The organism is Bacteroides faecis, assembly GCF_020091505.1.
Classification (GTDB): domain Bacteria; phylum Bacteroidota; class Bacteroidia; order Bacteroidales; family Bacteroidaceae; genus Bacteroides; species Bacteroides faecis.
The window spans coordinates 1,876,547-1,889,898 of record NZ_CP081916.1 but is presented as its reverse complement, the minus strand read 5'-3'; the positions used below and the strand labels follow the sequence as shown (position 1 = coordinate 1,889,898).

The 13,352-nt window shown below is 46.0% G+C and carries 6 protein-coding genes; all 6 read right to left on the bottom strand.

What is annotated here, in order from left to right; genetic code table 11:
* Positions 1-42 precede the first annotated feature (42 nt).
* On the bottom strand, positions 43-954 hold the full coding sequence (locus K6V30_RS07525; protein WP_010536449.1) for a nucleotidyltransferase family protein: 912 nt from the start codon (positions 952-954) through the stop codon (positions 43-45).
* A 128-nt stretch (positions 955-1,082) separates the two neighbouring features.
* On the bottom strand, positions 1,083-3,449 hold the full coding sequence (tamL, locus tag K6V30_RS07520; protein WP_010536448.1) for a translocation and assembly module lipoprotein TamL: 2,367 nt from the start codon (positions 3,447-3,449) through the stop codon (positions 1,083-1,085).
* Positions 3,450-3,451: 2 nt separating this feature from the next.
* Entirely contained in the window at positions 3,452-7,963 is a 4,512-nt protein-coding gene (locus K6V30_RS07515; RefSeq protein ID WP_055270969.1) for a translocation/assembly module TamB domain-containing protein, read from the bottom strand.
* A gap of 252 nt (positions 7,964-8,215) precedes the next feature.
* Complete coding sequence (locus K6V30_RS07510; protein ID WP_055270971.1) at positions 8,216-10,648, bottom strand: hybrid sensor histidine kinase/response regulator; 2,433 nt, start codon at positions 10,646-10,648, stop codon at positions 8,216-8,218.
* Between the two features lie 20 nt (positions 10,649-10,668).
* Entirely contained in the window at positions 10,669-12,027 is a 1,359-nt protein-coding gene (locus tag K6V30_RS07505; RefSeq protein WP_055270973.1) for an MATE family efflux transporter, read from the bottom strand.
* A gap of 85 nt (positions 12,028-12,112) precedes the next feature.
* Positions 12,113-13,351, bottom strand: a complete 1,239-nt coding sequence (locus K6V30_RS07500) for a M16 family metallopeptidase (RefSeq protein ID WP_055270975.1) — start codon at positions 13,349-13,351, stop codon at positions 12,113-12,115.
* Between the last annotated feature and the right edge of the window lies 1 nt (position 13,352).

The window sequence follows — 13,352 nt, the reverse complement described above, 5'->3', positions numbered from 1 at the left end:
TCCTATGAATGACTGCTTCCTATCTTTATCAAAAGCTTTTCTTTAGAACAATTTAGCAGGATATTCACCGGCATCTACCAATGCCTGAATCTTATCTACTACGCTCTGACGGTCTTCCGGATAAGTCACACCAAACCATTTGCTGGTAGTATCCAGAACTTCCACAGTTGCAGTTCCGTCATTGATCAATTTATCCACCATCAATGGGATAAAGAATTCGCTCTTCAGGTTCTCCATGTTCTTCGGATCGCTCAGGAATGTTTTGAAGAACTCTTGGCTATAGGCAAAGTAGTCGGGAGTAAAGCCCCAGAAATTCATACTTACCGGAGTTGTATCAGGAGTAGCGGTCCATTCACCGTTATCATCGATATATTTTACTTCTCCGTCCATACGTTGAATCTTCGTACGCTCAACAACTGAAGTCAGCAAGTTGTTGGCATCTGTACCGCAGATACCGCGAGATACCGTACCGCTTTCGCTCAAGGTATTTCCTACACGGAAGCCTACCATTGAATAAACGTTCTTGGAGTTTTCGGGAAGAGCAGACAGGAATTTGCCCATTACCTGAAATGAGTCACGACCATAGAAGTCATCACAGTTGATTACCGCAAACGGTTCACTAATCACATCAGCTCCCATCATTACCGCATGGTTTGTACCCCATGGTTTTGTACGGTCTGCCGGACATGTGAAGCCTTCCGGAAGATCATTGATAGACTGGAATACCAATTCGCAAGGAATATGGCCTTCGTATTTAGAAATAATCTTTTCGCGGAAATCCTGTTCAAAATCTTTGCGGATTACAAATACAAGCTTACCAAAACCGGCATTGATAGCATCATAGATAGAGTAATCCATAATAGTTTCGCCATTCGGACCCAGTCCGTCCAATTGTTTCAAGCCTCCATAACGGCTACCCATACCAGCAGCCAATAAGAATAAAGTTGGTTTCATAAATTGTGTAATATTAAAAGGTTAGTGATGTCAACGGCATCAGATTTCGTTGCAAATTTACGAAAATAGTTGAATCCAACAGGACAAATATCAATCATTCTTCACTAATATCGTACAAAAATCATTCATTAGAACGGGTAACCGATAGCAAAATGTATTCCCAAATTCTTTAAGAAAGCTCCGGTTACATTATAATAACCGCTACGGTCCGTATCATAAGGCAGATGCAGAGGAATACCAAAGTCGAGACGGAATACAAGAATATCCATGTCATAACGGATACCGACACCGGTTCCCAAAGCGATTTGTTTAGGAAAAGTTTTCAGACGAAGTTGTGAATTGGGGCGTGCTTCTGTTCCATCAGCTAAAAGTTTCCTGTCCTTACGCAATAACCACACGTTTCCGGCATCCAGAAAAGTGGCTCCCCAAAAACTCTTGAAAATGCGGAAACGATATTCCACGTTCGCCTCAAAACGGAAGGTTCCTGTCTGATCGAGATAGGAATATTTTCCCTCTTCCGGATGATAACCGCCCGGACCGACGCTGCGCACTGTAAAAGCACGGATACTATTGGCACCACCTACATAAAATTGTTCACTATAGGGAGCTATCGTGGCATTGCCATAAGTAAACAGTGCACCTACTGCCATGCGGCTGGCTATCGCATTATTCTTATCTATGTTCCACAAATGACGCAACTCCGTATTCAACTTCACAAACTGTGCAAACGGAGCCCCCAGCAAACTCTTATCCTCTTCATTGAACGGCTTGCCAAAAGCACGGTAAATAAGGGAAGTGATATTACCCGCCGAAGTGACGGTAGACTGCCACCAGATAGGGTTCTTTATCCGGCGGACCGAAGCATTGTCATACGTATACGTATATTCCATCGCCGGAATAAACTGGTTCCTAAGACTGACATACAGTGCAGGATTAGCTTCAGCTATTTCTTTAAAATCCTCAGACTGATGCTGCAAGACATTAAATGTCAGTTTAAAAGGGGTAATACTGTGCCTGCTGGTACGGGAAGGCTGGAAATCGTATGTAGCATTGCCCCCGAAGGACAGCAGTTTATAGTATTTAGCCCGGTTCAACTGATTGATATACAAACGGAAAGTCGTCGTAGCGGGGAAGTCAAATTCCCGTTTACCCAAATGCGGGAAAACGACTCTCGGAAAAGTCAGAGAGGTAGAAAGTCCCATTTCCCAACTGTTCATCAGCGAGCTCTTCTCTCCGCCTCCGGTTTGCCATTCGTAAGATCCTTTCAATTTGACATTCCAGCTTTCGCCACCTCCGAATACATTATTACGGGTGACACCAAAAGAAGCACCGGGGCCAGTCTGGTCATTACTCTTCGTTACCACGTTCAGTTCCAGTTCTGCATCCAGCGGTTTGGCAAACGTAGCCTGCATAGTGACATCCAGCGTATCACAAGCGGCTGTCGTATCTCTGGGAGCATATTGCATATCAAGATAGCTGAATATACCCAGCTGGCTCAGTTTCTCCTGAACCTGTTCCTGACGGTACTGGCTATAAAGGCGAGTACGGTTGGAAGCTCTCATCTGTTTGCTCCGCACAAATTGTTGATAATTCATCCACCGATAAAGCATATTAGGACGAACCCGCAACTTATCATAATAGTGAATATTCAGATTCTTATACAAGATACTGTCGTTAGGAGCTTCTCCATTCTTTCCGAAAAGATATACCGAAGCGTCTCCCACATAATAAGCACGTTGGGCAGCAGTAGGCAAACCCGGAACAGGAATCAGGCGAAGGCTGATATGACCGCCGGGCACTAAAGTGGTGTCCGCCTGATAAGTCATATAATCCGGACGGAAGAAAAAATATCCGCGGTTACGCAAAAGAGCACTGATGCGGGAACGTTCTTCATCCAAATCGACCACATTAAACTGTTCGCCGGGGGTAATGTAGGACATACGACGCCCACGTTCCATAATCTTCAGAGTCTGGGGAGTGAAACGCTGATAATAAACGGTATCAATAAAATAAGGATTCTTCATATCTACCGTATAGAGAAGACTTGCTTTCAGACTGTCTTTCTTATCAACCAATGTTTCGCAAGTCACCTTTCCATTGAAATATCCATAATCACGGAGCAGATTGGTAGCTACCTTGACACGCACTTCGGGATTGACCGTAGAAATAAACACGGGAGGATTGGCGGCAAAGCGGTTAAACATCCATTTGCCGAATCCTTTCTTATACTTCACAAAGTCGTTATACATCCACATTTTAAAAGGAATAGGCAGAAAGCCTCCCAGCAAGGTAGTACTGGGAGTTTTGGCCAAAGCTGCATTGATTTCCGTCAAAGCTGTTTCGCCAACCCGTGTCGATGATTTATTGACAACCACCGTTTTTCCTCCGGTATAGAGAATTTCACCTTCGGGCAGATGTTTCGTCACCGAACAAGCCGAAAACAAGACTACACTGATCAGCCAGCCTGCTAATATGTTAATACGTATATCTTTCATTCTTACTTCTTTTTCTTAAAGATGAACAGTTCACTGAGTTTGTCCAGTTTCTTGCGAAGTACCAGACCGACTCCGGTTTCCGTAATCTCCCCTTCGAGTACACTTTCGTAGTTTTTATCATAGAATAAACGGACATAACGGGTTCCCGTACGATCCAGACGATATTCCAAAGAGATATTATCAATGAAGGACTCGGCATCATTCGTCGCATTCTCTCCTGTAGATACCTTACCGCCGATCACAATCTGGAAACGGTTGTTAAAGAGGCGTTGTGAATAACGGAAACTATAGTCCGTACGCTTGCCGCCAGTATCCGAGGCATCATGATCTTCGACACCTACAGAAACGCTTGCATTCTTCAGGTTACCCATCAGCGAGTTTATCTGACTGCTCAGCACGGAGTTCAGGGCAGAACCCATATTCAACTTGCCGAGGCCGCCCCCTCCGCCGCCAATCGGTCCGGTGCCGAGATAAGTTTTCATCAACATGATATAAAGCGCCTGTTTTCCCCGCTCTTCTGCTCCCATAGCAGTCAGTTCATTCTGTATGGTCGCATCTTCCGGAGCTGCTACATCAAACGCAAAAGAAAGATTATCCAGCCGGTTCTTCACGACAATGGAAACATCAAAGTTAACCATTCGCGTTCCTCCATTCTCTCCTTCGGACACGGAAGCACGGATACGGTCGGTCGCCTTGAAGTTCAGCATGGGGTCCATCGGGTTTCCGGTCCATTCTACGTAACTGCCGTTATCAATGGCAAATTCTTTGACAGCAATGATAGGCAAGGAATACTTCATCAATCCACCGCTCAGGGTGTAACGTCCGGTCAGGGTCAGGTCGCCCTGCGGAGTATACTTCATCGAAAGATCACCGCCTCCTTCCAGCTCGACACGGTTATCATTGCTTGCATCCAAATCCACTTTCACGCGGACAGAAGGGTCAATATGAACCATCATTACCATATCCAGCCCCCCTAAAGACACCGTAGGCACTTCCTGGCGGACAACTGTGGTGGTATCGCTGAATGAAGTAAATGTCACCAGACTTCCCAGACGGTCCTGCACAGTCAACGGTGAATCGGTCAGCACATAGGAAACGTCCGTGTTGCCTAACAGATTCAGATTGCCACGCATATTCAACCCGTCCAATGGTCCTTTTATAGTTGCCCGCAAATCAGCGAATACCTTTCCGTAGACAAGGCTCTCACGGGTGCGCTTCGCATTCAATAAGGTATAGTTCTCCGCCAACAGGTTCAGACTTGCCATCGGGCGAGACATATCCCGGAAATCGACATAACCGTCAATCGTAAACGGATTCTTTCCTGTGGTGTAAATGGCGAACTTATCAAAGATCAGACGATTGTTCTTCAATTGTACAGGGCGGTTATCAAACAGGAAGTTAGCACCATACTGGCGTGACAGGACAGATACGCTGTCCAGTATCAGTTCGCCGTTGATTAAAGGTTGTTCGGTACTGCCCGTAATGCTCAGTTCTCCGTCCATATCACCGGCAAGCGTAACAAGTTCGTCGGGGATAAAGACATTGGCTATATGCAGCGGGAAGTGTTCCAGCGTCGTATTTACTTCCAGGCTATCCTTACCCGTCGAAGTAGGGAGCAGCTTACCGTCTGCTACCAGTACTTCTACTTTATCATGATTCAGATAAGCGTTCAGATACTGCTTTCCCTGCTCACCCGGTAACCACGTAGCTCCCAGAGTGACATCACCAATACGCTGGCGTTCATAAGTCAGTTCATCAATTGAGGCTTCCGCAGAAAGCTGAAGGTCTTTTTCCGTCTGTATGTAGTGTGCTTCGGCTGAGAATAATCCGGTTATTTCGGGGAAATAAGGCAGTACGCTCGTTATTTCATCCAGACGGATTCTCCGGATTTCAACATCAATATTCTGTAAAGAAACCGTATCCCCCTCTACCGAATGGACACGGAATCCCATGCCTTCATCATCCCACATATCCACATTGGCGTAGACACGCATATTCTTATGCAGATATATCCAGTTGTGATTCTCATTGAAATGAAATTTACGGAATGCAATAATCGGTTCTGCCGGAATCAGCGTAAAAGCCAGTCCGTCTCCTTTCCCGCGTCCTCCAACCAGCGGACGGGCATTGACACCAAGCAATACACCGGTTTCTCCTTTTCCATTCTTATATTCTGCTATCAGTTCGGCATCACGGTCACGAATCTCTCCTGTCAGAATCGTAGTGAAAGAGAATTGGGGATTCTTCGGTCCGTTAATGACTCCGGCACGCAGGTTCATGCGGGTGGTATCTTGCTTGACCGTGAAGAAGACAGTATCCAACTGCAAGGTATCCACTTTCAAGGCGTGAATGGCTGCTTTTCCATTGATTCCCCAATCGGGGGCTGTGCCAAATTTCATGGAGGCATCATGGAAAGATATATTTTTCATTGCCATATAATATGCCAACGGATTCTCCTTCCCTGCCGAGAAAGAGAAAATGGCGGACGGCAATGCCTCACGCAAAGCAGCATGATCCAATAACTTTTCATCTATCTGTTTCATCAGCACGTCGACAAAACGGGTAGACTGACGAATCAGCGGATATACACCGGCACGGGCACTCAGATTCAGTTTCATATCACCGGATGTGAAATGGGTGAAAACACGGTTCTGCCGTGCCTCTCCGCTTAAATTGAATGCCAGCGGACGCTTCATCGGCTTCGGTATAAGCCCCAGTTCGTGCAAATCAAGCTGGGTGACGTCAACGGTTACTTTTCCATCCGGATAACTGTGAGCTAAATTATATTCTGCATCAGCAGTCATTTTCAGAAGTTCATTGTCACTGGTAAGCTGAGCCGTCGCCAAAGCGCCTTTGAGATTTCCCGTCAAATGGACATTTGAAAGATGGTAGCGGGCATAATGAAGTTGATCCAAGGAGAGATTCAGCTTGGCAAAAGAATGGAAAGACATAACATCCAATCCTCTACCAGCGGCATCTGCCGAAAGAGACAGTTCATAGATTGAGTCTTTCGGAAGGAAATTATGAAGCTGCAGGTCATTTATTTTTAAGTCAGCTGTATAGACCTCTGTCAAGCTATTTAATGCAGCATTCACATTCATGCTGCCTTTACCTTCTTTAAGGTCAAGCTTTGCCTTGTACTGAGGTCCGTTCATCTCCATCTTCATTTTAAGGCTCATACTATCGGGAACCACCAGAGAGCCATCAGGTGTCACTCCGGTCAGTCCCGTCAGAAAGTTCAGATTTTGAGTGACCATATCCAGACCAATAGTACCCGAACGCCTCAAACTGTCTGTCAGGTTCTCCAAAATACCTCCTCCTTTCAGCGAGAAAGCACCCGGCAGATCTACAGTGAAACGTGAAATCTGCATTTCTTTCAGATTTCCATCCGTACCGACACGAACCACTAACGGACGGAACGGATATGCTTCTTTGAACGTCTGAGGCAATCCGCCGGCAAAAAGCATGACGTCTTCCTTGCCTATATAGGCACTAAAATTGGCGGATAAACGGCCTGTCGTCGGAATGTTCACAAGTTCCCAATAAGTCTGGGCGGATAAATTGATCTCTGAATGAGGAGTTTGCAGCTTCAAATCAGGAATACGGATAATAGAATCATTAGAAAAGAGTCGTCCTGTCAGCGACGTAATGCTCAGTCCCGAACGTTCTTCCATGGTTATTTCGCGAATGACGGCATTCATGTTTCTGCCTTCGTAGAGCAACGAGTCCAGACCGATACGGATGTTCCGGACTGCCATATGGGAAGCGTCAAAACCTTCTGCCGGACCGGCTTCTCCGGTATCATAACTGGCAGAGGCACCCGACAAAAGAAACTGCCTCAACCCATAGAACTGGTTCTTTAAATCCGCTTTGGCATCGTCAACAGTCGCTTCACCTATATAGGCTGCCATCTTCAGGGAATCGGCAGGCAGTTGCATATCGAATGATATATTCTTCAACTTCAGCTGATGAAGGTCCACCTTCCAATTCACAGGCGCGGACGCCGTCGTATCTTTGGGAGCAGTCGTGGTATCATTCATCAAGAGTTGTATATGGGTATCGGATAACTCCGCCCGGTTGACAACTGCTGTTTCATTAGATAAATCGACTCCATGACTTTGCAGGAAGAAACGTCCCAGAACGCCTTTTATCTGCATTCCTTCTATTAGGTCGGCAGAATTAACCGCCACCTGACTCAAAGTGACATCGTCCACTTCTACTTTTCCCTTTAATAACGGCCATGCCTGTACGCGAACATTCAGGCTTTCCAAAGACAATAAAGTATCCGGCTGCTGTATGACTTCCACTCCCCGTACCAACAGATTTAACGGAAAACGAAGGTCTATCCGTTCTACCTGAATCTGCATTCCGGTTGCCTTAGAAGCATACGCAGTAACCTCCCGTCGCAAAAGATTCTGAACAGGAGGTATATAAAGTAATACCATTAGTATTACAAAAAGTATTATAGGAGTAAGCAATATCCAGCTCACCCGTCTTATCCATTTTCGTTTCATGCAGGATGTGTCAGTGTAAAAGTGATACAAAGTAAACAAATTACTTTGAAAAAAGGTTTGTCGAAGAGCTAAAATGTGAGAAAACCAGCGACATCTTCTCTTTTTACTACCAGCCTATGTCTGTGCCGCGCCTTTGACACAACTGTGCCATCGTAGTGGCACAACTGTGTCAAGCCCTTGGCACAAGTGTGACAACGGAGTGGCACAGGTCGTACACCGGGAGCTTAACCTGAAGCACATAGTAGCTGAGATCTAACGTGCCTCCAGACCATAATCTTCAGCAGCGCGAATCACTTTGCGAACTGCCTCCAGCGCTTCCAACGCAGTCTTTTCTATATCACCGGAGAACGCTTCTCCACGACAAGACTCCAGCCATTTTAATGGAGCAACTGACTCAGAAGCACCTATTAAAATAAAAAGAGGAAGCAGTTTATGAGCCATGGCGGCAATTCCGTCCACCTCCCTGCCAACCAATGCCTGCTGCATCCGTTCGGCATTCTTTCCGGTCTCTTCGACAAAAGTCCGGATAATGGAACGTGCTGCTTCCGGGTCATCTTCCGAGAAGGCGGTAAGTGCAGAGAAATTGAATGAAGGATGAGCACTTTCACGCTTTGAATCAATCTCTGTCGAGGGATTCTCTTCAGGTAGTGCATCTGCTGTCAGTTGCATATCGTGTGTTATATGTGCCTCATCAGCCGCCATCTGACCTTCATTCAAGGTCAGCAACAGTTCTTTTACTGTAAAAGGTTTGTGCAGGCATCCGGCAAAGCCATGTTCATGCAACGCCTTTTCATCCATTTCACTGCGTGCCGTGACAGCAATTACCGGAATATTACGGGCCTGAGGGATATTAGAGGCACGCAATAATTTTACCAGATCAAAACCGTTGATGGCAGGCATCTGTATATCAGTCAGCAGTACATCAAAAGTTGAAGAACGCAATTGTTCTGTCAGTTCCTCCAATTGCTCACAACAGACTGCATCAATGCCATGTTGCTTCAGCATGGCGGCAGTCAGGTTCAGCTGAATCTTATCATCATCAATCAGAAGCACACGGATAACCTTCATAGGTGGGATAACGTCTGTTTCTTCGTTCAATGTATTCTCTTCAGAAGAAGCATCCTCTCCGGGAACCTCTGCACCTGCCGGTATTTTTCTGATTCTGCTTCCAAAAGGCTTATTCTCCACAATCGACTTACCTACCGGAAAGAGTGGCAACACGACAGTGAAGCAACTTCCTTTTCCCAAGGTACTTTGCACATCGATGGTACCTTCAAGCAGAAGAACCAACTTATGTACGATAGACAATCCCAGCCCGAATCCTTCTTCTCCTTGCGCACCGGGAAGGCGGGTAAATTCCTGAAAAATACGTTCCCGATCTTCTGACGCCATGCCTTTTCCGGTATCCGAGACCGCAATGGTCAGCTTCGAAGCATCATAACTGACAGATAACGTTATCTCACCCTGCTGAGTGAATTTCACAGCATTGGACAAGAGATTATTCACGATCTGCTGAATGCGCAAAGGGTCACTGATATACTTCTCCGATAGCTCCGGAGCAATATGACATTGCAATACCAAGCCTTTTGCCGCCGTCAGCGGTTCAAAGCAAACACGGATTTCCTCAAATAGCTGGGACGGATTAAAAACAATCCGGTTCACTTCTGCCTTATTAAGATCGAGACGGTGAAAATCAAGCAAGTCGCTTACTAACTTCAGTAAATGTTCCGAAGAGCTCTTCATATTGTCCAGGTAGAATCGTTGCCGTTCATCTTCGGTCAGCCGGGACAGCAATTCCGTATATCCCATGATAGAGCCCAACGGTGCCTTGAAGTCATGGGTAATAGCAAGCATCAGCTTTTCACGGGCGACAAGCAAATCTTCCGCCCGCTTATTCGCTTCTTCAAGCTGGCTTCGATAACGATTGCTGCGAGTGATATCCCGCATGATCAGAATCAGAAAAAAAGCAGACAGGAATACAGCACCAATAGCGATGCCTGCAATGATGCTTGCCGAACGCATCCTCACCTCCTGCTGAAGTGCCGCATCCTGACGGGCACGTTCAGTCATTTTCTCCTCATACCCCTTAATCAGGCTATCCATTCTTGCGGTCAACTGTGTGTTCATCCGCTGATACCTCGTACTGGTACGCCGGATCGTTCTTCGCCGTTGCAAGCGTTTCTCTTCGGTAGCCATGCGAATCTTATGCTGAAGAGAATCCGCCGACTTAACAGGTTCCAGAATTGTATCGGTAGCCACTTCCAGAGAAGTGTTGACCAACACGGCAGTATCTTTTTTAGAAGGTGCGAACACTTCCCCCAAGCGTTTGAAAAAGCCTTTCTTTTTGGGGGTAGTTATCAAAGAATCGCGTTTGGTAATGACCCGATGCTGTACCCGTTGCTGGGTAATCACCGAATCCTGCTGTTCGGAGATGATTTCTTCAATTTCTGAAGCGGAAAGCAAGCTGTCATTCGCCTCGCTCAATACCCGCAGCATCTGAAGGGTATTCTGGTCCTTTTCGTGAAGAAGGGTCAGCAGACTGTCTGTTCTCAGATTCTGCTGATCGTCTGCAGCCGACAGTGTTTCCATTTCCTGATGCACAAACACCAGAGAAAAAAGAAGAATCGCCAACAGCAAAATATAGCCAATGGTTATTTTCAGTTTGGTGAAGCGGAAGGAAGCCATAGGCAAATAAAGATTTTGAATTATTTATTTTGAATCGGGGACGGAAGTTTCGTCTTCTGATGGAAACGCCACCATAACATCAGACCGGCACTGGTCAACCCAAAAGGAAATGCCATCCAGACACCTATTATCCCCCATTCCAGCACAAATCCGCAAAAGTAACCGACCGGAAGCGAAATGAGGAAATAAGCAATGAAGGCAATCAGCATCATTAATTTCACATCTGAGATTCCACGCAAAGCATTGGCAAAGGTAATCTGCAATCCATCGCCAAACTGATATACCAGGAATGGGAAAATCAGTGAAGTCACCATAGCCGCCACCTCGGTGCTGTCGGTAAACCAGCCTCCCAAATAATTGCGGCAAAGGAATACAATAGAAGAAAGCACAACACCCAACGCCATCATCAGATGAAAACCGGCATAAGCCGAACGACGTACATTGAGTATATCGCCCTGCCCGTTAAAGTTACTCACACGGACAGCTACAGCAGCTCCCATCCCATAATACATCATGAAAGTAAACTGAGAAATGGCCAGCATGACCTGATGAGAAGCCAGTGCAATCGTGCCCAACCAGCCAATCATCACCGCACTCAAACTGAACGAAGCTGTCTCCATCCCCATCTGAAAAGCAATCGGCCAGCCCAGAGAATTTAAACGTCCGAAGATAGCTTTAGACCATCCCAAACGATAAAAGCCGAGTTTAAAACGAAGAAAACGCGGACTCCGCATAAAGATAATAACAAACACGATCACCATCACGATACGCGAGAACAGCGTACTGATACCGGCACCTAGCAAACCCATTTCCGGCAAGCCCAGCTTTCCGTATATCAGGATATAATTACCAATGATATTCAGCACGTTTCCACCGAGCAATATCCACATGGCAGTTTTAGTGTCCGTAATTCCATCCGTAAACTGCTTGAAGCCATTGAAAAGCATCACAAAGACAAGTGAAGCCAGCAGAACCAGATAATAAGGTTTAATCAGAGGAATAAGTTCCTCCGGCTGCCCCAGATTCTCCACATTGAAGTAAAGGACAGTCATAGCAATTGTGAGTAAGAGTGCTACCAATAAATTTGCCAGCAAACTGTTGCGCAATGCCTGTCCTGCCGGAGCATACTGATGAGTTCCATACAAGCCTCCTACAATAGGAGTCAGCCCATACGAGAAACCTGTGCTGAAAATAATCACCAGATTGAATACATTATTAACGAAGGAGGCAGCACCCAGTTCTATCGTACTATGGTGTCCAATCATCAACGTATCGGCAAAACCAAGCACGATAACTCCTATTTGCCCGATTACAATGGGCAATCCGAGAGAGAGCAGTGCCTTGTAATGTTCCTTATATATACTATAGATATTTCTCATTTATTTTTCCGTAGTTAATCGCATATCCCGGCAACTTTGCATCCCGATGTTGCCTCTATTAAATGTCCCACTCCAAAGGAGAGAATCAGGACACTTGTTTTTTATAATAAAGTATCACTCCATTCTCTTTCCGGAAAGCAGACTGGGCAACTCTTTGCAACTGTCCGGCAGTAACAGCGCGATAACGGTCCACTTCCTTTTCCATGTCTTCCGCTCTGCCTAACAGTTCGAACCATGCCAGATTGGTAGCGACATTCAAATAATTGATATTGCCGAATATCTGTGTCGATTCGAATTTATTCTTTACTTTTTCCAGTTCCTGTTCGTCTACAGGTTCTTGTTGCAAACGCTCCAGTTCTTCACGCACAGCCGCTTCCGCCTGTTCCAGCGATACACCTGCCGAAGGTTTGCCGGAGATATGGAATAATCCGGCATCCACACTACCGGAGATATAAGCGTCAATACTTGAAAACAGTTGCTTTTGTTGCACCAGATGCTGATTCAAACGACTGGAACGACCGTTACTCAACAAATCCGACAATATATCAAAAGCATAATAATCCGGATGATCATGGCTGCACATATGATACGCCATGAATAAAGAATCAAGGGGTACGTTTCGCTCTACCGTCAACCGCCTTTCTTCCGTCTGCTCCGGTTCCTGCGGAAGATTCCGTTGAGGAACCTCCCTGCGAGGGATAGGCCCAAACCATTTCTCCGTCAATGCGACTGCTTCTTCAAAAGCAATATTCCCCGTTACAGCCAAGATTGCATTGTTCGGGGCATAGAAACGGAAGAAGAATGCTTTCACTTCTTCCAGTGTCGCATTGGCTATATGCGACAAATCTTTCCCAATGGTAGGCCACTGATAAGTATGTGTCCGGTATGCCAAAGGGCGCAAAAGATGACCAACATCTCCATAAGGCTGATTCAAGCAACGTTGCTTGAATTCTTCCATTACTACTCCACGCTGTACTTCCAGACTCCGCCCACTGAAATCGAGGCTCAGCATACGGTCAGATTCCAGCCAAAAACCGGTTTCTACATTTTGCCGGGGTACAGTGAGGTAGTAATTGGTGATGTCATTATTGGTCCAGGCATTATTCTCACCGCCTGCCAGTTGCAGCGGCATATCATAATCGGGGATATTCACCGAACCTCCGAACATCAAGTGTTCGAACAAATGGGCGAAGCCGGTATGTTCGGGATGTTCGTCGCGTGCTCCCACATTATATAATATATTAAGAGCTACCATCTGTGTACTTTCGTCCTGCGAGTGTACCAAACGCAACCCATTATCCAGAATATGCCTGTTAATCTTCATT